Origin of the sequence: Streptomyces sp. V4I23 (assembly GCF_030817975.1) — a bacterium.
Lineage (GTDB): Bacteria > Actinomycetota > Actinomycetes > Streptomycetales > Streptomycetaceae > Streptomyces.
Genome location: NZ_JAUSZW010000001.1, coordinates 50,381 through 76,182, shown reverse-complemented (window position 1 = coordinate 76,182; position 25,802 = coordinate 50,381). Strand labels below are relative to the sequence as shown.

Below are 25,802 nucleotides of genomic sequence, written 5' to 3'. Positions count from 1 at the left end.
TTCGCGTTGGTGGCAAGGGGTTCATGAGGTGCCTTGGCTGGTGTAGGCGGCGGGTCCGGCTTTGTGGATGAGTCCGTTGCTGGCCCATCGGTCGAGTTGTCGGCGCATGGTGCCCAGGGTGACGTCGCCGAGGTGACGGGTGTTTGTGGCAGGTTTCGTTGGCCCCACTCTGGCACTCTGGTCTGGCCCCAGTTGATCGACATTTGATTTGGCCCCACCCGTGCCGCTCTAAGACGACGTGCCCTCGTCCGAGTGAATGGTCTGCGCTGTCTGCCCGATCCCGACAGGGTGTGTCCGTCGTTCACGGTCATGTCGGAGGCCGTGCTGTTGGTCATGGCCGTGTCGGGAGGCCGGGGTGCGTGTTTCGCGTGTCGAGCTGTTCGAACAGATCCGTCGGGACGTCCGTCTCGATCCGTCGATCTCGCTGCGGTCCCTGGCGGCGAAGTACGGCGTTCACCGCCGAACCGTCCGGAAGGCCATGGCCTCCGCGGTCCCTCCGCCGCGCAAGTCCGGCCAACGGCAGTTCCGCATCCTGGACCCGGCCACCGAGTGGATCGACGCGATGCTCCGGGCCGACCTGAAGGCCCCAAGGAAGCAGAAACACACCGTCGAACGGATCCAGAAGTGAGCTGTACTGAGATTTGTGGAGTCCCTGATGCCAGGGTTACGGTCCTGGCGAAGGAGATCCACCAACACTATGCCTGCACCCCGTAAATACCCGGACGAGCTCCGCGAGCGCGCGGTCCGCGAGGTCCGTTCCACCGGCCGCCCGATCGCGCACGTTGCGAAGGACCTGGGCATCCATAAAGAGGCCCTGCGCGGCTGGGTCCGCCAGGCGGAGGCCGACCGTGGCGAGCGCGACGACCGGCTGACCACCGCCGAGCAGGACGAGCTCAGGCAACTCCGCAAAGAGGTGGCGGAGTTGAGGCGGGCGAACGACATCCTCAAGGCCGCGTCGGTGTTTTTTGCCCAGGAGATCGACCGTCCCCGGACGAGGCCGAGCAGGTGATCGACCATCTGCGTGACAAGGGTCTCGGGGTCGATCCCGTCTGCCGGGTGCTGGAGCTGTCGCCGTCGACGTACTTTGCCCGCAAGAAGCGGCCGAAGTCGGCCCGCCGGCTCCGCGATGAACAGCTCATGCCTGTGATCGAGTCGGTCCACGCCGAGTCGGACGGCACCTATGGAGCCCGCCGGATGACCCGTGCCCTCAAGCGCAAGGGGGTGGACGTCGCCCGCTGCACCGTCGAGCGCCTGATGGCCAAGCTGAACCTGGAGGGTGTCATTCGCGGACAGCGGCGCCGCACCACGATCTGCGAACCGTCGGCGCCGAGGCCGCCGGACCTGGTCGATCGGGACTTCACAGCCTCCCGCCCGGACGAGCTCTGGGTCGCCGACATGACTTATGTGAGGACGTGGTCGGGCTGGGCATACGTGGCGTTTGTCCTGGACGTGTACTCGCGGATGATCGTCGGCTGGCAGGTCGCGAACCACATGAGGACCGAACTGCCCCTGGACGCACTGGAGATGGGTCTGTGGAGACGCCGGATCAAGGCAGGCTCCGGCCTCATTCATCACAGCGACCGCGGATCTCAATACGTGTCAATTCGGTACACCGACCGGCTCGCTGACATCGGCGCCTCCGCGTCGGTCGGCTCCGTGGCCGACTCGTACGATAACGCGATGGCCGAGGCCCTGAACGGCACGTTCAAGGCCGAGCTGATCGAGATGCAAGGGCCGTGGCGGGACGTCGACCAGGTCGAACGGGCGATCTTCCAGTGGGTCACGTGGTACAACGAAGAACGCCTGCACTCCGCACTCGACTACGTACCGCCCGCCGAGTACGAACGCGACTTCTGACGACAACAGGAAGCCACCCCGCAGTCCGCCTGAAACAAGACCACCGGACTCTACGAAACTCGGGGCAGCTCACACTGGCACTACGACGGAAGGTGGGCTGGGGTTCACCCAACGTGGCCAGACATGACCTGTTCCGGCCAGGCCGCCGTGCGAGGTGGGCAGTTGCGGCGTTCGCCCCGGGAAACACAGCCAGCCCGTGACAACTGCTCCATGCAGGTCTCGCGCTGGTCGGGGTGAACGTCCGGCAAAGAACGCGACACAGCTCCTGACACTGACCCGGCCCCGCTCCAAGAACCGAGGCCGGTTGGGCCCGAACCGTTCTCCGCCGGTCGTGCCAATGCCCGCCCTCGTCGTCCACCACGGATCGGAGAATCCGTCGGTCCCGGATTGAACACGGGTCGAGATCCTGTGGTCCGTCGGGCTGTCGGGCTGTCGGGCTGTCGGGCTGTCGGGCTGTCGGGCTGTCGGGGCCCATCGTCCAGTCCGGATCCGATGCCCTTCACGCTACCGCTCCGCCCCCTCCCCACGGCCAGGGAACCCACTCGATCGGGGTGGGGCCAAAACAACGTGTCGGCGCCAGGTTGACGACCTCCCCCGGGCCACCCTCACAACCTCGGTGGGGCCAACTTCAGTGCCGGAGTGGGGCCAATTGAAGTTGCCACAAACAGACGGGCGAGGTCACGCGGGTGCCAGTAGCGGTCGGGGTCGGTGTCGAGGACCTCCAGGACACGCTGTCGGCGGCGGTCGTCCGGCGGGATGTGACGGTCGTCGTGTGAGACGGCGGGCAGCTCAGGTTCGGGTTCGAGGATGGAGATGTCGAGGCCGGTGACGGTGCGGCTGGTATCCGGGCGGCCGTCGTCCTGGCGGGCGTGGTAGCGGGAGATGGGCGACTTGACCTTGCGGGTGCTGACGCGGGGCCGCCTCGGCGGAAGGAGCCCGGCCAGGATGCGCTGGCTGATGACACCGGTCGTCCCGCATCCGGTGACGCCGGCGGCCTGGACGACCAGGTCACGGGCGGTGTGCAGGGCAGTGGTGAAGCCGCAGCGGTCCGTTAACTTTACAGGTGGGCGAGATCGCTGTGCTGATCACCTCGGATGCGGAAAATGTGGCCGGGCATCCCGGTCAGCCGATGGGCCTGCGATGCGGGCGAGCTCGTTTTACAGGATGGCGATGGGGGCCGACCAGGGGACCACGGATTGTTGCCAGGGCATCGGGCATCCGCTGCCGGGAGCACGAGTGTCAGACTCCGCCTTCTCCCTTGGCCCCTCCGGGGTGTCCGCCGAGCACGGATGCACCGGGCGGGAGGGAGAGGACTATGCCCCGGCGTGAGGACGTGGAGGACGACATCATCCATCTGCGGTCCGCTGGAGTGGACCTGGGCAAGCGGTTCCTACTCGCGTGCGTACGCACCCCGTCCGAGAAACGGGCCGGCAGTTGGTCGGCGGAGACCGAGCGGTTCGGCACCACCACTGCTGAAATACGACGCCTGTTGGCCTGGCTGGTGGACCGGCAAGTAGAGGTGGTGGTGATGGAGGCGACCTCGGACTTCTGGCGTCCGGTCTACTACCTGCTCCAGCCGCACCTGAACCTGATGCTGGTCAACCCCGCCCATCTGAAGGGAATCCGGGGCCGCAAGACGGACCCGAACGACGCGGCCTTCCTTGCCCGGGCCGGCGCCTCGGGAATGGTGATGGCATCCTTCGTGCCGCAGCGGGACATCCGCGAGTTACGCGATCTGACCCGTCGCCGCACCGAGCTGGTCAGGGCGGCGGGCTGGGAGGCCCAGCGGTTGGAGAAAGAGCTGGAGGACACCGGGATGAAGCTCTCAGCGGTCCTCAGCAACGTGGTCGGCGCCAGCGGCCGGGCCATCCCGGAGGCACTCATTGCTGGGGAGCGCGACCCCGGCCGTCTTGCGGACCTTGCGGTCGGCCGGGCCCGCAATAAGATCCCCGACCCTCATCGAGGCGCTGGACGGCGAGTTCACCGATCACCGCGCGTTCATGATCCGGCACTACCTGGACGAGATCGACCGCTGGAAGAGCGTCATCACTACCTTCGACGCCCGAATCGCCCGGCTGCTGGCCGACCGCGAGGAGGACATGGCCAACCTCGCCACGATCCCTGGAATCGGCCGACTCGGCGCTGAGATCATCATCGCCGAAACCGGCGGCGACATGGCCCAGTTCGCCTCAGCCCACCACCTGGTCTCCTGGATCGGGGTCTGCCCAGGCCAGAACGAGTCGGCTGGGGTGAGCAGGTCCGGCCGCACCCGTCCCGGCAACAGCAAGCTCAAACGGCTACTCGGGATCGCCGCCATGGTCGCGATCAAGAAGAAGGACTCCTACCTCGGCGTTTTCTTCCGACGCCTGGCCGCCAGACGAGGCGGCAAGCGGGCCCTCGTGGCCGTGATGCACAAACTCGCCATCGCCGTCTGGCACGTCCTGCATGACAGGGCCCGCTACCGCGAACTCGGCGCCGACCACTTCACCCGACGCGACCCCGAACGCGCCATGCGCCGCATACTCAAGGAAGCCAACAGCCTGGGCCTGACCGCCCGCTTCGAGCCCATCACGACCTAACCGGCTCAACCACGAGTCATTTTCGTGTCAGACCCACGCCTGAACGTCGAGTGGTTCGTCGTGGTCTCCGACGGCAAGCTGATCAAGAAGTCCTTCTGAGGGCCTCGACTTCGGGCCCACGGCCGTTAGCCCGCAGCGTGCCGCCGCGCCCATGAGAGCTGCATGGCTCAGGCCGCCCGGAGTGAGGGTGGTGTCCCGCCGAGTGGTGTAGCAGCGATCTGTGCGTAGCCCCTGGTCATGGGGCGGCCATCGCGCAACTCTCCGAGTAGCGAAGCTCGTTGAAACGAGAGGTGACGTGATGGCCTTGTCCCAGCATGACTTACTCCGCCTGATGGAGTCACTGCGTACGGCGGACGGAATCGAGTTGATCAGGGTCCTGGCCCAGCGGATCCTGCAGGAACTCATCGAGGCCGAAGCCACCGCCCACATCGGCGCCGAGCCCGGTGAGCACACCGGGACCCGCACGACGATGCGCAACGGGCACCGGGGGAAGGTGCTGACCACGCAGGCCGGGGACCTGGACCTGGCGATCCCCAAGGTCCGCACCGGGTTGTTCTTCCCGTCGCTGCTGGAACGCCGGCGACGCATCGACCAGGCCCTCTACGCCGTCATCATGGAGGCATACGTGCAGGGCGTGTCCACCCGCAGCGTGGACGACCTGGTCAAGGCCCTCGGTGGCGACACCGGCATCTCCAAGAGCGAAGTCTCCAGGATCTGCGGCGACCTCGACACTGAACTGAGCGTGTTCCGCACCCGCCCCCTGGACCACACCCGCTTCCCCCTACGTCTACCTGGACGCCACCTCCTGCAAGGCCCGGGTGAACCACCAGATCGTCTCCCAAGCCGTGGTCATCGCCACCGGCATCACCGAGGACGGCGGACGCGAGGTCCTCGGGCTGATGGCCGGCGACAGCGAGACCGAAGTCTTCTGGAGCGAGTTCCTGCGCTCCCTGCGCGAGCGGGGCCTGACCGGAGTCCGCCTGGCCATCGCCGACCACCACTCCGGCCTGGTCAAAGCCGTCCGCAAGGTCATGCTCGGCGCCGCCTACCAGCGCTGTCGCGTTCATTGAAGCCGTAAAGAATCAAGGTGCTGCTTTACAGGGACAGGCTCGTTGTCAGGGTATGGCAGTTCCGGAGGAGATCTGTTTCCAACTCCAGTGCAGGTTCTCGGTGTTGTTGCCGTACTTGAACGAGCGGCAGCGGCGGCTGGCCCTGGCTACCGAGGCCCGGCTGCTCGGGCACGGCGGCATACGGGCGGTAGCGCGGATCGCGCAGGTCAGCGAGACGACCGTGCGTCGTGGAGTGTTGGAGCTGGAAGCGGGGGCCGGGCCTCTGCCGGACGGCCGGGTGCGTGCACCAGGCGGAGGCCGCAAGCGGGCCGAGGAGAACGATCCGGTCTTGCGCAAAGCCCTGTTGGGGCTGGTCGAGCCGGACGAGCGGGGAGATCCTCAGTCTCCGCTGCGGTGGACGACGAAGTCGCTGCGCAACCTGGCCGAGGAGCTGACCCGGCAGGGGCACCCGGTGTCCGCGCCGACGGTGGGCCGGCTGCTCAAGCAGGAGGGCTTCAGCCTGCAGGCGAACGCCAAGACCCTCGAGGGTGCCCAGCATCCCGACCGGGATGCCCAGTTCCGCTATATCAACGAGCAGGTCAAGCAGCACCAGGCCGATGGCGAGCCGGTGATCAGCGTGGACACGAAGAAGCGGGAGCAGATCGGACGGCTGCCCATGGCCGGCCGCGAGTGGCGGCCCAGGGGCGAGCCGGTCGAGGTGGAGGACCATCACTTCTTCTTCAGTGGCCCGGACGTTCAGCAGGCGATCCCATACGGGATCTACGACATCGTCCGCAACACCGGATGGGTCAACGTCGGTGTCGACCACGACACGTCGGTCTTCGCGGTCGAGTCCATCCGCCGCTGGTGGCGCTGTCGCGGCAGCCTCGACTACCCGAAGGCGTCACGCCTGCTGATCACCTCGGACGCAGGCGGCTCCAACGGTTACCGCTACCGGGTCTGCAAGAGCGAACTGGCCGCCCTGGCCGCCGAAACCGAACTGAGCATCACCGTGTGTCACTTTCCTCCGGGCACTCAATGCCGTTGCTTGACTACCGAACTATCACGGGCTGTAGCGTGATGACCTTGGATGGGATCCGTCGTGTCGGCCGCCGGTCACGGGTGTTGATCCGGTAGGAGAGCTTCGACGAGTACTTCGAGTCCGGACGCTTCAGATGTCGGTCCGCCTCCCGCAGGCGCCTGGCGCCGTTGTCGAGCTTACGGCGAACCTTTGCCGCCAGCACCACCAAGAACTCCTTGATCTTCGTGGGCGTGTCCGTGCACTGGCGGACCACGCTGCGCCGTGCGTGCTTGAGGACCTTGACGAAGGAGACCCGGTCCGGGGGAATCCCGGTGTCGTCGGCCAGAGCGATGATGACCTGCGTGAGGCAGTGGTGTACGACCAGATGCGCCCAGACCTCCTGGCGCACCAGATCCGGGTCACCCGAGCGCAGGACCTCGGCTGGCCCGCGCTGGAAGGTCTTGATCTGCCGGAATGCCGACTCCGCCTCCCACCGCGAGTGATAGAGCCCTGCCAACTCCGCCGCCGGATATGCGACCGGGTCCACAAGGTCGGTCAACAGCCTGACCACCTCGCCGTCATCGACGCGGTACTCGATCACGCGGACCAGCACACCTCCGGGATGCGCGCCTTTCTGCCCGGCCAGGTTCATCCTCGCCAGGTAAGTACCGTCGGGCAGATACTTGACCGGGCGAGCAGCAACGCTCGACCGGGCACGGATTAGCAGATGAGCCCCGGTCCCGGTGTATGCCTTCCATAGCGCCACCCCGGGAAAGCCGCGGTCCATGATGACCAGCATCCCGGCCGCCGCGTCGGCCATTTTGATCGCCAGCTCCGGCTCGCCGCCGTTGAATCCGCCCACCGCCGCGTCGATCTGTGCGTGGGTGCCGCACTCGGTCAGCGTCACCCCCCGGACCTGCGGGAAACCCGCGGGCTGGCCGTTCTTGACCGGTCCGCCGAACGCGGCCCGATTGGCCGTCGTGTCCGGCACGTCCAGCACGAACCCGTCCACTGCGGCCAGCCGCATCTCGCGATAGAAGGCGCTCTTCAAACCGACCGGAGCCAACGGCCCGGCCAGCTCCCGGAACATGGTTTCCAAGACCTGCGGTCCCAGGCGCCTTCGCGCCCGCGTGAACGAGGACTTGTTGGGGATGCTCTCACCCAACTCCGGGATACTGCCGACAAGCTGCTCGGCGACGTCGTCGTAGGAGTCCTGCTGAAACAGGGCCAGAGCGAGCGTGAAGTAGACCATGAACCCGGCCGGCAGGGCGCCGGACTTCTTGTCGCGAACCCCGCATTTCTCCAGCACTTCACCGACGAGCTCCGGGGTCACCCAGCGTGTCACCACTCCCAGCCGCACATGATCAGATATCCCCACCCATGGATGCATGCCGGGCTCAACGATCACTGTGCCCCAAACGTCACCGCGAACTGCTTGCCCTACTCAAGCAACGGCATTGTTCGGGCACAAGCAAATGGAACAAAATCGAGCACCGGCTGTTCTCCCACATCACCCACAACTGGCGTGGCAGGCCGCTGACCAGCCACGAAGTCGTTATCGAGACGATCGCCGCCACCCGCACCCGGGCTGGTCTGCGCGTCGAGGCCCACCTGGATCCCGGTGACTACCCCACCGGCATCGCGATCAGCAAGGACCGCTTCGCCGCGCTGCCGCTGGTCCGGCATGAGGTTCACGGCCAGTGGAACTACACCCTGCTGCCCGAACCCTCCGCGCCACAGGCCCTGCCTGTCAGCGAGGCGCACGGCGTCGCCGGCCGACGCCGCGAACTTCTGGCCCGTCTGGCGGACCCGCGCCTGACCGGGCTGAATGGCACGGAACTCGCAGAGCTGTGTGCTGAGTTGGCCCCGCTGCAGGCCGCCCGGGCCCAGGAACGCTACAGCGAGCAGCGCGGCGGACGCGCCCGGCGCGCAACCGGAAATCAGCGGGCCAAGCCGCTGTTCGACGACGCCACCCGGGTGATGCTCACCCTCCTCTACCAGCGCCAGGTCTGCTCGATGAAGCTGCTGGGCGACATGCTGGAGGTGACCCCAACCTGCATCGGCCACCTCATCGCCGAGACCCGCCGGGTCCTGGAGGACCACGGCCACCAGCCCGGTTACGCTCCCCAGCCGGTTCACCACGGCGCACACGCTGATGGCCTTCCTCGACACCGACAAGACCCCGCCGCGCACCCGGATCATGGAGAGCCTGTCCCATCCGCGGCTTACCGGCATGTCCCGCACGGAACTGGATGCACTCGCTCGCCGCCTCGCCCCACGCCAGGTTGCCCTGGTCGAACGTGCCTCCTACCAGCGCCGGGGCACCGATCGCCAGCCGGGCAGCCGCGGCGGCGTCTTCCCGCAGAAGCTCGGCGACAGAGAACGCGTCGTCGTCGCCATCCTCTACCTGCGGAGACTGTGCACCCTGGACGTCCTCGCCGACGTGCTGGGGGACGTGAGCAGGTCCTCGATCGGGAACGTCGTCCGCGAGATCCGGCCCCTGCTCGCCGAAAGCGGACTTCTCCCACCTCCGGCCACCACCCGCTACCGCACCGCCACCGAACTCCTCGCCGCCGCGGATGAAGAAACCGACACACCGACAAGTTGATTCTTTACGGCTTCAATGAACGCGACAGCGCTGGTAGGCGGCGCCGAGCATGACCTTGCGGACGGCTTTGACCAGGCCGGAGTGGTGGTCGGCGATGGCCAGGCGGACTCCGGTCAGGCCCCGCTCGCGCAGGGAGCGCAGGAACTCGCTCCAGAAGACTTCGGTCTCGCTGTCGCCGGCCATCAGCCCGAGGACCTCGCGTCCGCCGTCCTCGGTGATGCCGGTGGCGATGACCACGGCTTGGGAGACGATCTGGTGGTTCACCCGGGCCTTGCAGGAGGTGGCGTCCAGGTAGACGTAGGGGGAAGCGGGTGTGGTCCAGGGGGCGGGTGCGGAACACGCTCAGTTCAGTGTCGAGGTCGCCGCAGATCCTGGAGACTTCGCTCTTGGAGATGCCGGTGTCGCCACCGAGGGCCTTGACCAGGTCGTCCACGCTGCGGGTGGACACGCCCTGCACGTATGCCTCCATGATGACGGCGTAGAGGGCCTGGTCGATGCGTCGCCGGCGTTCCAGCAGCGACGGGAAGAACAACCCGGTGCGGACCTTGGGGATCGCCAGGTCCAGGTCCCCGGCCTGCGTGGTCAGCACCTTCCCCCGGTGCCCGTTGCGCATCGTCGTGCGGGTCCCGGTGTGCTCACCGGGCTCGGCGCCGATGTGGGCGGTGGCTTCGGCCTCGATGAGTTCCTGCAGGATCCGCTGGGCCAGGACCCTGATCAACTCGATTCCGTCCGCCGTACGCAGTGACTCCATCAGGCGGAGTAAGTCATGCTGGGACAAGGCCATCACGTCACCTCTCGTTTCAACGAGCTTCGCTACTCGGAGAGTTGCGCGATGGCCGCCCCATGACCAGGGGCTACGCACAGATCGCTGCTACACCACTCGGCGGGACACCACCCCGGACAGGGTCTCGTGGGGTCGGTTGTGGTTGAACACATGCCGGTAGTGCTCGGCCTCGCGGGCGAGCATGGTGAGGTCCTCGATCTCCAGGCGGTAGAGGTGCTCGTACTTCAGCGAGCCGAAGGCGCGCTCGCGTACGCCGTTCTGGCCGGGGCTCTTGGCCTGGGTGCGGATGTGCAGCAACTCGGGGCGGGTAGCGATGAAGCGGGCGAACGCGGCGCCCTTGAAGGCTCCGCTATTGTCGGTGACCAGCTTGATGCGCCGGTTTTTGCCGGTGTCGGGATCGGCGGGCAGCAGCTCGGCCAGCGGACGTCCGCCGAGACGTTCGGCCTCCGCGATCGCGAGCTTCACCGCCTCGATCGCGTCGGCGCCGGTGCACGAGGGGCTGATGTGCCAGCCGTGCTCGTACTTGGTGAAGTAGTCCGTCACCCCGGCCAGCTGCCAGATCCCGCCTCCGGACGTCTCGTATTCGGAGAAGTCCAGTTGCCATACTTCGTTCGGGCTCGTCGGCGGCTGGGCGAAGGCGGCCTTGCGGGCCTTGGCCGGCTCGCGGCGTATTCCCTGGTAGTCGACCGGCTGGAGTAAATCCCTTCTGCGCAGAGCCGGTTCGATGGAGGATGCAGACACGTCGTGGCCGTCGGCTCGCATCATCCAGTGGATCTTGCGGTGGCCCCAGGCCGGCCAGTCCGCGGCGTACTTCGCGGCGATCGGCTCGAGCTGGTCGACCACCGGCGCCGGCCACGGGCCCTTGACCACACTCTGGCCACGGCGGGCGCGGGCCTGCCAGCGGGTGCAGGTGCGGCGCGGGATGCCGACAAGCTCGCAGAACCTCGAGGTCGGCATCGCCGCTTCGGTGCGGATCACCTCGAGGTCCTCGAAGGGGCCAGGCGGCCCTCAGCGGACTTCTTCCACACCCGCAGCTCGACATGGGCCTCACCAAGCGCGGCCTTGAGGTCCTCGATCTGCTCCTCGAGCATCGCCTCCCGGCTGGAGGCCTGCTTCGATGTTCCGGCCGTCAGGCCAGCCTTCCCGGACTCCAGGAACTGGTCCCGCCACTTGGCCACCGACGTCTGCGACGTCTTGTTCCGGCGGGCCGCCTCAGCGACGGTCATCTCACCAGCCAGGACCGACAGCACGATCCGTATCTTGTCCTCCACCGGGAACTGCGGCGGACGGCTCATCAGGCTCTCCTTCAGCTCGTCAGGGCTCAACAAACCCCTGTGCCAGAAAGTCTGACGCGCGACACAACGACTGCACCGGCTCATTCGGAAGCAGCAACGCGCCTCACGGGCATTCTCGGCATCGACCACGCAGCAGAATCACGACGTCGCCACGCGAGTGGAGTAGGTAACTACCCCCTGCGGCCGGGGCCGACGTCAAGAGACGGCCGGGCTGGGGAGAGACATAGAGGCAGTCATCAAACGGGCGTGGTGCCGCGCGTAACGGAAGCGAGCAAAACGCGGTCATCTCCTATCATGGGTGAGGGCCACAACAAATGGCCTCCCCGTATGTGGTGGCACATCTAACTATCCCCCGGGATGCGTCACCACACCCCCCGCCCTAACCCCCGTTTGGGGCGGGGGGCAGTGATTCCCAATCAGGTTTGTCAAGGGCTGTGGTAGCGGTCGGTGTGAACCGTTCCGGGTTCGGTAGGGACTCGATCATTTGAGAGGATCGAGTCATGGCACGTCCTTCCCAGTACCCGCTTGAGCTGCGCCGTCGGGCGGTGCGGATGGTCGCCGAGGTGCGGCCGGAGTACGACACCGAGTGGGCCGCTATGAAAGCGGTCGCCCAGAAGCTGGGCATCGGCACGACCGAGACCCTGCGGAAGTGGGTACGGCAGGACCAGATCGACGCTGGGACCCGGCCGGGGACGACGACGGAGGAGTCCGCCGAGCTGAAGCGGCTGAAGAAGGAGAACGCCGAGCTCAAGCGGGCGAACGAGATCCTCAAAGCCGCGGCGTCTTTCTTCGCGGCCGAGCTCGACCGGCCACACACACGCTCGTAGCGTTCATCGACGAGCACAAGGCCCGCTTCGGCGGCGTCGAGCCGATCTGCCGCGTGCTGACGATGCACGACTGCAGGATCGCCTCCTCCACCTACTATGCCCACCGCAGACGCCGGACCGCGCCGTCCGCCAGGACCGTGCGGGACGGCGAGCTGAAGGAACTGATCCAGCACGTCTACGACGCCAACTACCGCGTCTACGGGGCGAGGAAGATCTGGCGGGAGCTGAACCGGCAGGGCCAGGCCGTGGCCCGCTGCACCGTCGAACGCCTGATGCGCGAGCTCGGCATCACCGGCGCGGTCCGCGGCAAACGCGTGATCACCACGCTTCCCGGCGGCCAGGCCGGGCGGGCTCCCGACCTCGTGGACCGCAACTTCGTCGCCGGCGCCCCGAACCGCTGCTGGGTCGCGGACTTCACCCATGTCAGAACGTGGGCCGGCGTCGTCTACGTCGCCTTCGTCGTGGACACCTTCTCCCGCCGGATCGTCGGCTGGTCGGCCGCCACCGTGAAGGAGACGGTCTTCGTGCTGGACGCCCTGGAGATGGCGATCTGGCAGCGCGACCGTGATCAACATCCAGTCCAGCCAGGTGAGTTGATCCATCACTCCGATGCCGGGTCGCAATACACGAGTTTCCGGCTCGCCGAGCACCTGGACGCCGCCGGTATCGCCGCCTCGATCGGCTCGGTCGGCGACGCCTACGACAATGCCCTGATGGAGAGCACGATCGGGCTGTTCAAGACCGAGCTGATCAAGCCCCGACGGCCGTGGAAGACGCTGTCCGACGTCGAGCTCGCCACCGCCGAGTACGTCGACTGGTACAACCACCGACGACTCCACGGTGAGATAGGCCACGTCCCGCCCGTTGAATACGAGAACAACCACTACCGGGCAACCACAAAACCCCAGGTCACAACCAACAACTGAGATCTCTACCGAACCCGGAACGGTTCACAATGGATCTTGGTGATCCTGGAAGGTGTAGATCCACGTGGCAAGGCCCTCGAAGTACAGTGCGGAGTTCCGGTCCGACGCGATCGCGTTGTGGCGGGCTTCGGCCGGCAGAAGGACGTTCAAGGACGTCGCGGCCGATCTGGATGTCAACCCCGAGACGCTCCGCAGCTGGGTGCGTAACGCCGACGCACCGCCTGCCGCCGCTGCGTCCCAGGAGACCGAGGCCGAGCGGGCCCGGCTGCGGGCAGACAATGCCCGGCTGCTGAAGAACGAGAAGGAATGGCAGCTGGAGCGGGAGATCCTTCGCCGGGCAGCGGCCTATTTCGCCCGGGAGATGAAGTGAAGACCGCCGCTTGGGACTTCGTCTCCGCCCACGCCGAGGCCTTCGGCATCAAGCGGATATGCCGGGTACCGGGAATCTCCCGCTCCGGCTACTACCGGTGGATCGCCGGGGCCGAGGCGCGGGCCGAGCGGCAGACCGCTGAGGACGCCCTGGTCACCGAGATCCGCGAGATTCATGCCGAACACCGCGGGAACTACGGCGCGTAGCGCATCCATGCCGAATTACGCGGCTTCGGCCACACCGTCAACCGCAAGCGGGTCGCCAGGCTGATGCGCAAGCACAACATCGTCGGCCGCCACCTGCGCAGGAAGAAGCGCACCACCGTCGCAGACCGGCTCGCGCCACCAGTGCCGGACCTGGTCCAGCGGGACTTCGCCGCCGGGGCTCTGGACGAGAAGTGGTGCGGCGACATCACATACGTACAGGTCGGCGCCGTGTGGCTCTATCTCGCCTGCGTCATCGACATCCGCTCGCGCCGGGTGCTCGGCTACTCGATGGCCCCGCACATGCGGGCCGAACTCGTCATCGACGCGCTCCAGGCCGCGGTCGCGGCCCGCGGTGGCGACATCTCCGGGGTGATCTTCCACGCGGACAGGGGTTCGCAGTACACCTCGGCCGCGTTCGCCCAGGTCTGCGACCGGCACGGCATCCGCAGGAGCATGGGCAGGGTCGGCTCGAGTTACGACAATGCCCTCGCCGAGAGTTTCTGACAGAGGCTGAAGAGGGAGACGATGCACGGGAAGCTGTTCGTGACTATGCGGCAGGCGAGGCTGGAGATATTCCAGTGGCTCACCTACTACAACGCCCGCCGCCGCCACAGCGCGCTGGGCTACCTCTCCCCGATGGAGTTCGAACAGCAGCACCACAAGACAGCTAAACTCCAACTCGCAGCATGAACCCCTGTGTCCACACTCCGGGAGTCACCTCGCCACCACGACCACCCCCGAACAGCGTCAACTACTCTTGTTCACCGGCCTACTGCGACATCAGCCCCACGTCAACAAACCACCGCTAGTGTCCCGGCCTGACGATGGATGGGCCGAGCCTTGCCGCCCTGGGCGGAGAGGGAAGAGGCCACCGAGGCGCAGCTGTGGAGCCTGTTCGGCGAATGGCCGGCACCGCACGCCGACCAGATGGAAGCCGCCCGGCTGGCTGCGGGCCAACTCCCTGGGATCAGTTCCTCACCCGCCTGACGGGCTGGCACTCACCCAGCCGAGAGCTTCGCGCGCAGGTAGCAGGAGTACGCACGGGTCTTCTCCTCAGCGAAGGCTCCAGTGCCGATGGCAGGGTTAGAGCTGACCTCCAGTACGTACCACTGACGGGTCTGCCGGTCCTGCACCAAGTTGACCCCCGCGATCTCGCATCCCATCAGCTCAACGGCCCGCACCGCCATGTCTAGAACGTCGGCCTCGAAGGTCTCCACGTCGAACAAGGTGGCGTGCCCGCCCTGCTCTGTGTTCGTCAGGTGCGATCCGTCAGTGGTGCAGCGGTGCATGATGATCGGCACGTCCCTGCCGAACACCAGGGTTCGGAACGTGCCGTTGTTGGGAATGAACTGCTGAGCGAGGAAAGCGACCTGCGCATACGCGGCATCCTCGACATACCGAAGGAAGTCGACCTCGGTCTCGATCAGGAAGTTCAGCCGTCCACCGCTAGTGTTCATCGCCTTCAACACGAACGGCAAGCCTAGCCGGTCAGCAAGTTCAGCGAAGGAGCCCCTCAGTAGCCGCCTCGGCAGATAGAAGGTGGCGGGCACAGGCAGCCCGTCCTGCGCAAGGACCATCAACTGGTAGAGCTTGGTCGGCGCGCTGATCGCCGCCGTCTTGACCGGCGGCCGCTGCCGGTGCTCCAAGTAAGAGGAGATGGAACTAAGCAGCGTCGCCGTCGGGCGCGGGTAGGCAGCGATCTGGATCAACCTGAACTCCGCCAGGTCCCGGCCACCGATCGTCTCGTACACGCGAGGCCGTCCAGTCTCCACCGAGAACGCGATGTCCTCTATCCCGCAGAAAAACGCCTTGAACTCACCCAGCTCCAGACCGGCAGACACCAGGTACTCGGGCTGGAACACTTCGCCGTTGATGACCAGAAGATCCCGGCCTGACTCCACCCGCCTCGTCGCTGTGGCGTCCCTACGCACGGCGCGGCGCAAGCAGACCATCACTTGGCGGACGATCCTGAGGAGTAACGACACCCCCGGCGTGGGTGACAGCCCTCGTGACACAGTTCCCTCCCTGTAAGAGCTTCCGGCGCGGGCAAGGCCTACTGGCCGCCTTTCTGCACGAAAGCCTTGACAAACTCCTCAGGGTTCTCGATCTCGTCGAGGAGGTCATCAACTTCTTCGAGCAGCTTGGCTGCCTCGGCAGAGACCTTGGAACCGCTCTCCGCAGCCTGGTCCGCGGCCTCAGCCGATGCCTCCTCCTCACGGGAGTCCTTCTGACGGCGGTGCTCTTCCCGACGCTGCACGGCTCAGCTCCTTTGCCTTAGGCACAAGGCCGCCATCGGCTCCAGCCCAAGCGGCTCCATGGGGTAACTACGGACCTCCGTGAACATTGGTTCACCGGCTCCTGGGACTTGTCCCAAGGCCGGGTAGTTAACGGATTCGCGTTGGTGGCAAGGGGTTCATGAGGTGCCTTGGCTGGTGTAGGCGGCGGGTCCGGCTTTGTGGATGAGTCCGTTGCTGGCCCATCGGTCGAGTTGTCGGCGCATGGTGCCCATGTCCCGCGTCAAGTTTTTGGCTCAGTGATCTCGGTTTGAAAGTTGGGGATGCAGGCTCGGGTCGTTGTAGACCTCGATCGGCCGGTGGCCGGACAGGGCCTCGTGGGGTCGGATGTGGTTGAACACATGCCGGTAGTGCTCGGCCTCGCGGGCGAGCATGGTGAGGTCCTCGATCTCCAGGCGGTAGAGGTGCTCGTACTTCAGCGAGCCGAAGGCGCGCTCGCGTACGCCGTTCTGGCCGGGGCTCTTGGCCCGGGTGCGGATGTGCAGCAACTCGGGGCGGGTAGCGATGAAGCGGGCGAACGCGGCGCCCTTGAAGGCTCCGCCATTGTCGGTGACCAGCTTGATGCGCCGGTTTTTGCCGGTGTCGGGACCGGCGGGCAGCAGCTCGGCCAGCGGACGTCCGCCGAGACGTTCGGCCTCCGCGATCGCGAGCTTCACCGCCTCGATCGCGTCGGCGCCGGTGCACGAGGGGCTGATGTGCCAGCCGTGCTCGTACTTGGTGAAGTAGTCCGTCACCCCGGCCAGCTGCCAGATCCCGCCTCCGGACGTCTCGTATTCGGAGAAGTCCAGTTGCCATACTTCGTTCGGGCTCGTCGGCGGCTGGGCGAAGGCGGCCTTGCGGGCCTTGGCCAGCTCGCGGCGTATGCCCTGGTAGTCGACCGGCTGGAGTAAGAGGGTGTCTCACGTGGCGTTAGGTGGATGCGGCATGATGCTTTGCCATGGTTGTTGGTTTGTCGCAGCGGTTGGTTCCTGACGAACTCTGGTCGCTCGTCGCACCGTTGTTGCCTTCGTTTACTTCCCGTCCGCAGGGTGGAGGCACGGCCCCGGTCGATGAGCGAGCAGCGTTCACGGCTGTGGTGTACGTGCTGACCAGCGGCTGTGCCTGGCGCCATCTGCCGGAGACTTTCGGTGTCTCGCCGGCCACCGCGCACCGCCGGTTCTCCGCTTGGACCAAGGACAGGCTGTGGCGGCGGCTGCATCGGGCCGTTCTGGACGAACTCGGGGCCCGTGGTGAGGTGGACTGGACCTCGGCGATCGTGGACGCGGCCTCGGTCCGTGCGAAAAAGGGGGATCGCTGACCGGGCGCAATCCGGTCGACCGGGGCAAGAAGGGCAGCAAGCTCCACGTACTGTCCGACGCGCAAGGCTTACCCCTCGCTCTTGGCGTCTCTGGCGCGAACGTTCATGACAGCCAGGCGCTGCTGCCGCTGGTCCTGGGCATACCCGCCATCCGCTCGAGGCGCGGTCCCCGTAGACGCCGCCCCGGCAGGCTCCGTGCCGACAAGGCGTACCACTCCGCCGAGAGGCTGAAGTGGCTGCGCGAGCGGGGCATCGTCCCGCGCATCGCCAGGCCCGGCATCGAGTCCAGCGAGCGTCTCGGCCGGCACCGCTGGAAGATCGAACGGTCGATCTCCTGGCTCTTCGGCTACCGCCGCCTGACCGTCCGATACGAGCGAAAGGGCAGCCACTTCCTGGCCTTCCTCGGACTCGCGGCGGCCCTGACCTGCTACAAGAAGCTCGCAAAACTCACCACGTGAGACATCCTCTAAATCCCTTCTGCGCAGAGCCCGTTTGATGGAGGACGCAGACACGTCGTGGCCGTCGGCTCGCATCATCCAGTGGATCTTGCGGTGGCCCCAGGCCGGCCAGTCCGCGGCGTACTTCGCGGCGATCGGCTCGAGCTGGTCGACCACCGGCGCCGGCCACGGGCCCTTGACCACACTCTGGCCACGGCGGGCGCGGGCCTGCCAGCGGGTGCAGGTGCGGCGCGGGATGCCGACAAGCTCGCAGAACCTCGAGGTCGGCATCGCCGCTTGGGTGCGGATCACCTCGAGGTCCTCGAAGGGGCCAGGCGGCCCTCAGCGGACTTCTTCCACACCCGCAGCTCGACATGGGCCTCACCAAGCGCGGCCTTGAGGTCCTCGATCTGCTCCTCGAGCATCGCCTCCCGGCTGGAGGCCTGCTTCGATGTTCCGGCCGTCAGGCCAGCCTTCCCGGACTCCAGGAACTGGTCCCGCCACTTGGCCACCGACGTCTGCGACGTCTTGTTCCGGCGGGCCGCCTCAGCGACGGTCATCTCACCAGCCAGGACCGACAGCACGATCCGTATCTTGTCCTCCACCGGGAACTGCGGCGGACGGCTCATCAGGCTCTCCTTCAGCTCGTCAGGGCTCAACAAACCCCTGTGCCAGAAAGTCTGACGCGCGACACCCAGGGTGACGTCGCCGAGGTGACGGGCGAGGTCACGCGGGTGCCAGTGGCGGTCGGGGTCGGTGTCGAGGACCTCCAGGACACGCTGTCGGCGGCGGTCGTCCGGCGAGATGTGACGGTCGTCGTGTGAGGCGGCGGGCAGCTCAGGTTCGGGTTCGAGGATGGAGATGTCGAGGCCGGTGACGGTGCGGCTGGTATCCGGGCGGCCGTCGTCCTGGCGGGCGTGGTAGCGGGAGATGGGCGACTTGACCTTGCGGGTGCTGACGCGGGGCCGCCTCGGCGGAAGGAGCCCGGCCAGGATGCGCTGGCTGATGACACCGGTCGTCCCGCATCCGGTGACGCCGGCGGCCTGGACGACCAGGTCACGGGCGGTGTGCAGGGCAGTGGTGAAGCCGCAGCGGTCCGGATCTGTGCCCGGCCGCGACTCGGCGGCCTCCACCATGACCGTCCGCAGGGCCTGGTAGAGCGCGAGATGAGCCCACAGCTCCTGCTCGACACCGGCGGGGTCGGCCGAACGCAGCACCCGGCCCCTCAGGAGGGTGTGCCGCAGCGCGTAGTAGGTCGATTCATGCTCCCACCGCTGGTGGTAGAGCGCGACCAGTGCCCCGGCCGGGTAGCGGCCAGCGTCGGTCAAGGTGGTGGCGAGGCGGTAGGAGCCGGTGAACGAGGTGCCGTCCTTACAGGTCACGACGATCTGCGCTTCGACGATGCGGACCGGGACGGTGCCGATGACGGACAGATAGGAGCCGTCCGCGAGACGGACAAGGACGGGGGTGCGGCGGTTGGCGCGGATCCGGCCCAGGAACTGGGCGCCGGTGTCGGCCACGGCGGCGAGGAAGGCGTTGGCGTCGAAGCCCTTGTCCCACAGGACCAGCATGTCCGGGCGCAGGTGGTGCAGCAGTCGGCGGGCATAGTCGGTCTCGCCCTCTCTGGTCGGGCCGAACACCGCGCCGATCAGGGCCCGGGTCCCGGTCTCCACCAAGGTCATTAACTCCAGCATCGGGTAGCCGCCGCGGCTCTGCGGTCCGAAGCGGTCGGTGTTGCGGCTGCTGTCGGGGATCTTGATGGAGCTGCAGCCGTCGAAGGAAACCGTGCGGAACGGCCCGAACCTCACCCCGCGTGTCGACGGCTGGGCCAGCGTCCCGGCCAGCACCTCGAACAAGCGCTGCAGTGGCGTGGCGCCGACCCGGCGGCGCAGGTCTCGCAGGGCCTTCGTGCTGGGCCTTGCCACGTCGAGGTCGATCAGGCCTGTGATCAGCTTCTGCCACACCAGCCGGTAACCGACCTCGGGAAACAGGCACATCGCGAGCACGAAGTACACCCCGACCCGGGAGGGCAGGTCCCGCAGCCTGCGCTGCACACTCCGGGTCTCTTCCAGGACCGCGTCGACCAGCTCGAACGGCAGAACCTGGGTCAACTCGCCCAGATGGCCGGGAGCGAAGCGGCCCCCGGCCACGGTGAGGCTTCGGGTCACGGTCGTCAGACCGGGCGGCAGGGCACAATGGCGTGCAGGCAACGGAGCTCCGTAACGGCAGAAGTCTTGGCGGACTACCTGCTCCAACGGGACTCCGTTGCCCTTGTTCCCCGCTCCATCACGGAACACCCGCCAACTCGCTTGCCACCAGCGCGAATCCGTTAACTACCCAGCCTTGGATCAAGGCCCCCTGATGCGCCGAACGCTCCTTGCCGGACGATCCGGCTTGCAACAACCCTGGTGTCGAGAAACGATGGCGAGCTCAAGCGGTCAGCGCATCACCGCTGTTCGGGAGGTCAGCGTAGATCTCTGCCGGAGTGCGGTAGCCATTCCAACGCCGTTGATGTTCCGATGACCGTTGCCGGTGCGCCGGTCGGCTGCAGAAGGGCGCCCGGCACTTCGCCGCACGGCTCAAGGCCGCGGGAGCCAGTCGCCCGTTCCCGCCGCACGGCGCCACTCCCCACCTGCACACACTTGCTGTCAGGAAACGGCTTTGAGGATGCAGAAGATCGACGCGGCCGTACGCTCCCGCTTGCGGGCAGGTCCAGAGACTGCCTGAGTCGCGGGTAGCTTATGGGCCCCCAGATCTCAGGAGGGCACTATCTCGCTTGTGCGCTTCCCTTGGGAGCGGGGCGTCTTTTCTCCCCCCTGGCGCGGTCTGATGGTTCGGGGGTCGACCGCCTCTCCTGGGGCTCCCTCCTTGTAGAGGCCCTCGGGCTCGTTCGGCCGGTCGTGCGGGAGCAGGAAGAAGGTGCGGCGCTGGAAGAGGCCGCTGTCGGGATTGGCCTCGGCGTCCTTATCGAGTTCGGCGTAGCCGACCATGCGTCCGTCGCGGGCGTAGCGGGGCTTCCCGCTGCGGCGGGCGCTCTTGTCGAGCGCCTGGCGGACGTAGTCGAGGTCGTCGAGGTCTTCCAACCACACCACGTTCGCTTCGTGTGCGAGCTGGCTTTCGTGCAGCAGCGAGCTCATGGACGCAGCTCCTTGTCGGCGGTGTGGCGGTGCGGGTTGGGGGTCTTGCCGCCCATTGCGGGCAGCTGGGCGCGGGGGTCTGGGACGCTCCCATAGTAAGACGGCGTCCAGATCCTGGGCAGGAGGCCTTCGCTCATGGCCGTCCGCCTGACGGGGCGTCGGGGCGGGCGATGTCGTCAGGGACAGGGCGAGGTTCGGGTAGTACTTCTTGCCGCTGGACTTCAGCATCTCCGCGGGGGAGGCGAGGCCGACCTCCTGACGGATGCGGCCGGCGAAGGCGCGGGCGGTGTCGGCCCGGATGCCCTCCGAGCTGCACCAGCTGGTGTAGGTGGCGTAGAGCAGGCCCTGCTCTACGCGCAGGTCACCGGTGTCCGGGCCCTGGCGGAGGCAGCACTCACTGGGACTCGAGCGCGGGAGATCGCGCGTGGCGCATAAACGCTCCAGGTACGTGCGCACACATGCGCACGCTCCAGCTACTGTCCAGATGAGTACCGACAGCCCCATCCCTCCTGCTGGTGGCGGGTGCAGATCATGGTCCGGGGCAGGTCCGGCGCCGGGTGGTCCAGGCGGGATGCGGGTGAAGCCGGACAGGCGGCGGGCGGCTTCGGCGCTGAGGTGGATGTCGGTGGCGGGCGAGCCCGCCGCGCGCCGAGCGCGCATGATCACCCCGCTGAAGTCGCTCAGCGGGCTGCCATGGTCGGCCGCGAGGTGACAGAACACGTCGTCCTCGCCCCGCGCCGCGGCCGCATGCCGCCGCTCGCGCGCCAGGCCAACTCGGCCATGGCCGGGTCCAGCATCGCCTGTGCCACGGCCACCACCTCCGGGAGGATCGCCGCGTCCCGGCCCACGATCCGCCACCACGCCAGATCCGCCCCGACGCTGCCGCCCGCCAGCTGGTGGAGACGCCACGGCCAGACCTTCTCCTGCTCCCAGTACAGGGCCTGCTCCCACCAGCGGGCCACCACCACATGGGCCAGCGCAAACGCCCGCTCCGGCTCAACTCCGGCCCGTACCGCACGCCGCGCCACGCCCGGCCACCGCCGCTGCGCGGCCACCACCTCGGGAACACCGCGCACGTCCAGGTGCTCCAGCGGCTGGTCGGCGTCCGCGTCCAGCAGCCAGCGCCCGTGCCAGACACACACCCGCTCCCAGCGCGGCACGTACCGCACCGCCCGCCCCACCTGGCCCGTGCGCCGCGCGGTGCACAGACGGCACCCGAACGCCGCCCGCCGACCGCCACCGCGCCTGCGCCACGGCGGCCTCCCGGCCGCTGCTGATCTCGAGATCATCCACGGTGAAGGACGGCAAAGCGCGCGCCAGCGCCTGTGGCTCAACCCCGCACAACTCGGCGAGCACACCCCGCCCGGCTTCGTTGAGCACGACCTCTGCATCAGCCCGCACGCCGTCGGCTGCCAGACCGTAGCGGTCCACGATCCGGTTGATCAGCGACGCGGTCAGCTCCCCGGCCAGCGGCACGGTCCGCAACGCCCCTGCTGCCACCGACGCCCTTTCCTGCTTCCTGTCCAGCGCCCTGACCGGCTACTTCAGCCCGAACTCGAGGTCGATCAGGTCTGTGAGTTTCACTTCGAGGCCGTGGGCGCGGCGGCCGTTGTCGCGGAAGTAGACCTCGCCCAGGGCCTCGGCCGCGACCTGGCGGAGCTCGTCCTCGGTGACACCGGCCTCTTGGGCCTGGAAGAGACGGGCGACCTGGTGGGGTGGCAGGGCGAGGGTGAGGTGACGTACGCGGGCCTGGTCGGTGGTGCCGGGGGGCGGCGGTGTAGCCGAACCGGGCGTGGACATCGATCACGATGCTGCCGGTGGTGTTCGCGGTCTGCTTCGCCCTGGCCCTGATCTGTGGCTGCCAGCGTGCGCGGATCTCGCGCTCCAGACGGCCGGCGAGCTGCGGCCGGGGATTTTTGATCTGGTTGTTCACGTACCTTTTGACGGTGCGCTGGCTGATGTCGAGCAGCTCGGCCACGCGCCTGGTACTGCGCTGGTGCTGTCGGACCAGATAACGCATCTGCGCCTGGCGGACTTGGGGACGGGACGTGTGAACGCGCCCTGCACCGCCTTGTCGAGTTCCTCTGCGATCGTGACCATCGGCCCGCGCCCCCTATTCCCCGGTGTCCTTGGCGGTGACCTCGCCGGTCTTGATGTAACGGGCGAGGCTGGCGACCTTGTCGGGGGCGCCGAGCTGCTCGAGCATGTCCGCCCCCCACAGCACGCTCTGGGTGCCCTCGTGCTTGACCATCCCCGGCGCCACTCCCAGCCGGAAGCTGCCCGGCACGGTCTTGCCGTCGGTGTCGTAGGGCAGGACGTCCAGCGGGCTGGGTCCGTCGGCGGCGTACACGGCGCAGTCAGAGAGGACCGCGACCGGGTAACGGCCGGTGGCCGCGGCCAGGTTGAGCATCTTGCGGTGCATGTTGATCCAGGCCCGGGAGATGACGGTCGCGCGGATGTCCGGCCGCCAGTTGCGCAGCCGCTTGTACCAGCCGTCCAGGAACCGGCCGCTCTCGCGGCGCACCCAGGCCTCGACGGGGGCGACGTCGTAACCGAGCTCGACGGCGTACGCGACCGTCGGCGCGGCGTACCAGGCCGGACCTTCAGGGCGTTCACCGGTGGGCGAAGAAGAACAAGGTCGAGCTGTGCTTCACCCCGACCTACGCCTCCTGGCCAACCCGATCGAGGCGGACTTCGGCCCGCTGCGGCAGTTCACCCTGGCCAACTCCCACCACCGCAGTCATCCCGCGCAGACCCGGGCCTTGCACCGCTACCTGCGCTGGCGCAACGCCCACGCCCGACGCCCCGACGTACTCGCCGCCCAGCGCAAGGAACGCGCCCGCGTCCGCAGCGAAAAGGGCATCCGCTGGGGCGGACGCCCCCTCGTAATCGCAGCTTGAGCAGCCTGCCTCGATGTTCTGCGTGGTCACACACTCATGCCGTAACCCAGTTCCTCAGCCCCGACGTGCCAGAAGGAGTTCTCGTCGGCAACGGCCTCGGCGTCAATCATCTCGAATCGTTCCAGCAACGCTTCAGTGAGCGCGTCGGCGGCCAGCTCGGCCAGGTCCACGGTCTCGTCTTCGCTCAGACCGTCACCGGGCCCCTCGTATGCAGCGGCCTCCTCATAAGCGCGGCTGAAGGCAACAAACGCCTTGACGCTGGAGTTCATCTCCCATGCTGCGACGCTTGCCTTTGCCCGAGGGGTGGGTGCGCAGGCGGTGGCACAGCCGTGTCCGGGAGCCGGGCTGCATGGCGATGAGCCCGGCTACGGACAGCCGGCCCGAACGTCGTCCGCTCACCGTCACCTGCGGAGTCACTCCGCGTCGGCCCCAGGTGCGTCCTCTGGGCGGCCGTCGGGTGAAGCCTGCCTCGTCCTCGAAGCAGATGTATCCACCCGAGGCCGCCCGGGCTCGTTTACCTCCGCCCAGGCGACATCGCACCGCTGAGGTCCTGGTCGAGCTGACGGCGCAGCGCCGCGAGCACGCCGAAGTCAGGAGTGGGCTGAGGCGGCACCCGCCCGCCGGCGCCGAGCTGCAGCGCGGGCAGACTGTACGCCTCGCGCAGCAACTCCAGGCACTGTGCCCGCGCTTCGTTCGTCGCCTCCGACGTCGGCGGGTAGCCGCCGTCTACCCGCCTGGCCCGCAGCACGCCGGACTCGGCGAGCCGCTGGTACGGCGCGAGCGCCTCCTCATCGAGGAGCCGCCGCAGGCTTTCGCGCGCCGTGGTGGGCAGCGCGCCCCGGGCCAGGGCCCGGCCCAGTTCCCCGCGGACCATGCCGAGCTGACGACGCCGAGCCTCGCCGACGACCAGGTCGTTGAGGAGGCGGTCGAGGGGGTGAGTGAGGGGAACTCCGACACGCGTCCGATTGTGGCGTACGGTCCGCCGCGCCGCCCGGCCGCGTCCTGGTTTTTGGACTTTCTGGACCGCCCAATCGTACACGCGCGCGAAGGGATGCAGCGGCTGAGCTGCGTCTCAGTATTGCCATAAACCCCAAGGCCAGGTATAGGCTGATGCTTCGCTTCACAGCACGGTGGGGCTGTGCACCGCAGTGAGGGCAGCGCACAGCCCCCACCCACCTGGGCCAGGGGCCGGTCGAGCTCAGGGCCCGGTGTGAAAGCGTCAGGGAGTGTGGCGGAACTGGCAGACGCGCCGGATTCAAGTCCCGGTGCCCTTACGGGCGTGAGGGTTCGACTCCCTCCACTCCTACACCCCGCCTGCGGTCGCTCTGCCACAGGCGATCAGGTCCGATGGCCGTCCGGCGCTTGTGCCGGAGTCACGGCCAGAATGTTCCGTACCGTCATGGCGTCCAAGCCGGTACGCGTGGCGATGCGCTGGACGGACTCGCCATTGTGGCGGGCTGCGAGGATCGCCGCCGCCAGGTCACGACGGGCCGCCTGCAAAGCCTGCTGGGCCGCCGTGACCGCCCCCGCGGCAGCCTCCAGATTCCTTCCGTCCTGTACGGGACGCGGAGAAGGAGACGGCATCAGAACGGAGGCTCCTCGGCCGGGATGTCCGCGTCCGCGCCGCCGACAGGAGCGGTCGGGCGGACGGGACTGGCCGTGGCCCACGGGTCATCTGGGGCGGTCTCCCGCGGTGGGACCGGTCGAGCGGTGCGGGTGATGGCCACCGTCGCGAACGTCATGGACGCTCCTACATCGTCCGCGTCCAGCACCATCCGCGAGCGCTTCTCCCCTTCCGGGTTCTCCCACCGGTCGGTACGCAGCCGGCCCGCGACCACCACTCGGGACCCCTTCGACAGCGACCCGGCCACGTTCTCCGCCAACTGCCGCCAGCAACTGCAGTCCAGGAAGGTCGGTTCCCCGTCCCGCCAGGCACCCGTGTCGCGGTCGAACGTCCGGGGAGTCGACGCCACCGTGAACCGGGCCACCGCCACCCCGGCCGAGGTGAACCGCAACTCCGGATCATCCACAAGATTCCCGATCACCGTCAGCGGAAGCTCATTTCGCATGACTGGAAGCCTCTCACACACCACCCCGCGCCATCCGACGTCAGAAGTACAACGTCCACCACCCGGACTGTCGACATCGACGTTCGAAGACGCTCGCGGTGACGGCCGGCCCAGTATGGCGGTCGGCTCGATTCCCCACCCGGCAG

Annotated in this window: 19 protein-coding genes, 1 tRNA gene and 9 pseudogenes; 13 read left to right on the top strand and 16 right to left on the bottom strand. The window is 67.5% G+C overall.

The window, feature by feature from the left end:
• The first annotated feature begins 355 nt into the window (after positions 1-355).
• The 6 genes and pseudogenes from QFZ82_RS00410 to QFZ82_RS00390 all read left to right on the top strand — a co-directional run.
• The gene (locus QFZ82_RS00410; RefSeq protein ID WP_307711250.1) at positions 356-628 is read left to right on the top strand and encodes a hypothetical protein; all 273 of its coding nucleotides are present in this window, start codon (positions 356-358) and stop codon (positions 626-628) included.
• 69 nt (positions 629-697) lie between these two features.
• Positions 698-1,857 (top strand): IS3 family transposase gene (locus QFZ82_RS00405; RefSeq protein WP_307711216.1). Its coding sequence is split into 2 segments (ribosomal slippage): positions 698-962 and positions 962-1,857, totalling 1,161 coding nucleotides; the frame shifts between segments, so codons are not numbered across the junction.
• Positions 1,858-2,986: 1,129 nt separating this feature from the next.
• Positions 2,987-3,607 (top strand): annotated as a pseudogene (locus tag QFZ82_RS39580) (transposase); the annotation flags it as partial.
• A 160-nt stretch (positions 3,608-3,767) separates the two neighbouring features.
• Positions 3,768-4,436, top strand: coding sequence for a transposase (locus tag QFZ82_RS00400; RefSeq protein WP_307711249.1), 669 nt, complete (start codon positions 3,768-3,770; stop codon positions 4,434-4,436).
• 298 nt (positions 4,437-4,734) lie between these two features.
• Positions 4,735-5,503 (top strand): annotated as a pseudogene (locus QFZ82_RS00395) (IS256 family transposase); the annotation flags it as partial.
• A gap of 55 nt (positions 5,504-5,558) precedes the next feature.
• Positions 5,559-6,521, top strand: a pseudogene (locus QFZ82_RS00390) (ISAzo13 family transposase); the annotation flags it as partial.
• Positions 6,522-6,537: 16 nt separating this feature from the next.
• Here the strand turns inward: QFZ82_RS00390 and QFZ82_RS00385 are convergent.
• Complete coding sequence (locus tag QFZ82_RS00385; protein WP_307711248.1) at positions 6,538-7,896, bottom strand: IS4 family transposase; 1,359 nt, start codon at positions 7,894-7,896, stop codon at positions 6,538-6,540.
• Between the two features lie 74 nt (positions 7,897-7,970).
• Between QFZ82_RS00385 and QFZ82_RS00380 the strand changes: the two are divergent.
• Positions 7,971-8,228 (top strand): annotated as a pseudogene (locus QFZ82_RS00380) (ISAzo13 family transposase); the annotation flags it as partial.
• Between the two features lie 433 nt (positions 8,229-8,661).
• Positions 8,662-9,114, top strand: a complete 453-nt coding sequence (locus tag QFZ82_RS00375) for a hypothetical protein (protein ID WP_307711333.1) — start codon at positions 8,662-8,664, stop codon at positions 9,112-9,114.
• Positions 9,115-9,129: 15 nt separating this feature from the next.
• On the opposite strand, the pseudogene QFZ82_RS00370 reads toward QFZ82_RS00375, so the two are convergent.
• From QFZ82_RS00370 to QFZ82_RS00360, 3 genes and pseudogenes are all read right to left on the bottom strand, one after another.
• Positions 9,130-9,898: pseudogene (locus QFZ82_RS00370) on the bottom strand (IS256 family transposase); the annotation flags it as partial.
• A gap of 87 nt (positions 9,899-9,985) precedes the next feature.
• Positions 9,986-10,876, bottom strand: a complete 891-nt coding sequence (locus QFZ82_RS00365) for an integrase core domain-containing protein (protein WP_307711247.1) — start codon at positions 10,874-10,876, stop codon at positions 9,986-9,988.
• The gene (locus tag QFZ82_RS00360; RefSeq protein WP_307711246.1) at positions 10,873-11,193 is read right to left on the bottom strand and encodes a transposase; all 321 of its coding nucleotides are present in this window, start codon (positions 11,191-11,193) and stop codon (positions 10,873-10,875) included. The genes QFZ82_RS00365 and QFZ82_RS00360 overlap by 4 nt, the downstream gene beginning before the upstream one ends.
• A gap of 500 nt (positions 11,194-11,693) precedes the next feature.
• Between QFZ82_RS00360 and QFZ82_RS00355 the strand changes: the two genes are divergently transcribed.
• Both QFZ82_RS00355 and QFZ82_RS00350 read left to right on the top strand, forming a co-directional pair.
• A protein-coding gene (locus tag QFZ82_RS00355) for an IS3 family transposase (protein WP_307711245.1) occupies positions 11,694-12,946 on the top strand; the annotation gives its coding sequence in 2 pieces (ribosomal slippage) (positions 11,694-11,976 and positions 11,976-12,946; 1,254 coding nt in all).
• Between the two features lie 64 nt (positions 12,947-13,010).
• Positions 13,011-14,212, top strand: a pseudogene (locus tag QFZ82_RS00350) (IS3 family transposase).
• Between the two features lie 308 nt (positions 14,213-14,520).
• Here the strand turns inward: QFZ82_RS00350 and QFZ82_RS00345 are convergent.
• The 3 genes from QFZ82_RS00345 to QFZ82_RS00335 form a co-directional block, all read right to left on the bottom strand.
• Entirely contained in the window at positions 14,521-15,384 is an 864-nt protein-coding gene (locus QFZ82_RS00345; protein ID WP_307711244.1) for a RimK family alpha-L-glutamate ligase, read from the bottom strand.
• A gap of 191 nt (positions 15,385-15,575) precedes the next feature.
• Positions 15,576-15,779 carry a ubiquitin-like protein Pup gene (locus QFZ82_RS00340; protein ID WP_307711243.1) on the bottom strand — a complete coding sequence of 68 codons (204 nt, stop codon included), beginning with the start codon at positions 15,777-15,779 and terminating at the stop codon, positions 15,576-15,578.
• Between the two features lie 273 nt (positions 15,780-16,052).
• Positions 16,053-16,550 (bottom strand): integrase core domain-containing protein, encoded by a 498-nt coding sequence (locus QFZ82_RS00335; RefSeq protein ID WP_373429204.1) that lies wholly within the window; start codon positions 16,548-16,550, stop codon positions 16,053-16,055.
• A 203-nt stretch (positions 16,551-16,753) separates the two neighbouring features.
• Here QFZ82_RS00335 and QFZ82_RS00330 point away from each other — a divergent pair.
• Positions 16,754-17,571 (top strand): IS5 family transposase gene (locus tag QFZ82_RS00330; RefSeq protein WP_373429203.1). Its coding sequence is split into 2 segments (ribosomal slippage): positions 16,754-17,087 and positions 17,087-17,571, totalling 819 coding nucleotides; the frame shifts between segments, so codons are not numbered across the junction.
• Between the two features lie 287 nt (positions 17,572-17,858).
• Here QFZ82_RS00330 and QFZ82_RS00325 read toward each other — a convergent pair.
• The 5 genes and pseudogenes from QFZ82_RS00325 to QFZ82_RS00300 form a co-directional block, all read right to left on the bottom strand.
• Entirely contained in the window at positions 17,859-19,760 is a 1,902-nt protein-coding gene (locus tag QFZ82_RS00325) for an IS4 family transposase (protein ID WP_307711242.1), read from the bottom strand.
• A 546-nt stretch (positions 19,761-20,306) separates the two neighbouring features.
• The gene (locus tag QFZ82_RS00320) at positions 20,307-20,687 is read right to left on the bottom strand and encodes a DUF6009 family protein (protein ID WP_307711325.1); all 381 of its coding nucleotides are present in this window, start codon (positions 20,685-20,687) and stop codon (positions 20,307-20,309) included.
• Positions 20,688-21,367: 680 nt separating this feature from the next.
• Entirely contained in the window at positions 21,368-21,856 is a 489-nt protein-coding gene (locus QFZ82_RS00310; RefSeq protein ID WP_307711241.1) for a hypothetical protein, read from the bottom strand.
• Positions 21,857-22,226: 370 nt separating this feature from the next.
• A pseudogene (locus QFZ82_RS00305) lies at positions 22,227-22,787 on the bottom strand (XRE family transcriptional regulator).
• Between the two features lie 13 nt (positions 22,788-22,800).
• Positions 22,801-23,325, bottom strand: a pseudogene (locus QFZ82_RS00300) (transcriptional regulator); the annotation flags it as partial.
• On the opposite strand from QFZ82_RS00300, the pseudogene QFZ82_RS00295 reads away from it, so the two are divergent.
• A pseudogene (locus tag QFZ82_RS00295) lies at positions 23,298-23,587 on the top strand (IS630 family transposase); the annotation flags it as partial. The pseudogenes QFZ82_RS00300 and QFZ82_RS00295 sit on opposite strands and share 28 nt — an antisense overlap.
• 26 nt (positions 23,588-23,613) lie before the next feature.
• Here QFZ82_RS00295 and QFZ82_RS00290 read toward each other — a convergent pair.
• Together QFZ82_RS00290 and QFZ82_RS00285 are read right to left on the bottom strand one after the other, a co-directional pair.
• A complete protein-coding gene (locus QFZ82_RS00290) occupies positions 23,614-23,856 on the bottom strand; it encodes an SUKH-4 family immunity protein (protein ID WP_307711240.1) in 243 nt (80 codons plus the stop codon).
• A gap of 245 nt (positions 23,857-24,101) precedes the next feature.
• Positions 24,102-24,626 carry a hypothetical protein gene (locus QFZ82_RS00285; RefSeq protein WP_307711239.1) on the bottom strand — a complete coding sequence of 175 codons (525 nt, stop codon included), beginning with the start codon at positions 24,624-24,626 and terminating at the stop codon, positions 24,102-24,104.
• Between the two features lie 183 nt (positions 24,627-24,809).
• Here QFZ82_RS00285 and QFZ82_RS00280 point away from each other — a divergent pair.
• A tRNA-Leu gene (locus QFZ82_RS00280) sits at positions 24,810-24,893 on the top strand.
• 32 nt (positions 24,894-24,925) lie between these two features.
• Here the strand turns inward: QFZ82_RS00280 and QFZ82_RS00275 are convergent.
• Positions 24,926-25,171: a hypothetical protein gene (locus tag QFZ82_RS00275; protein WP_307711238.1), complete on the bottom strand. Its 246-nt coding sequence runs from the start codon at positions 25,169-25,171 to the stop codon at positions 24,926-24,928.
• Complete coding sequence (ssb, locus tag QFZ82_RS00270) at positions 25,171-25,656, bottom strand: single-stranded DNA-binding protein (RefSeq protein WP_307711237.1); 486 nt, start codon at positions 25,654-25,656, stop codon at positions 25,171-25,173. Before ssb ends, QFZ82_RS00275 begins: the two co-directional genes overlap by 1 nt.
• Between the last annotated feature and the right edge of the window lie 146 nt (positions 25,657-25,802).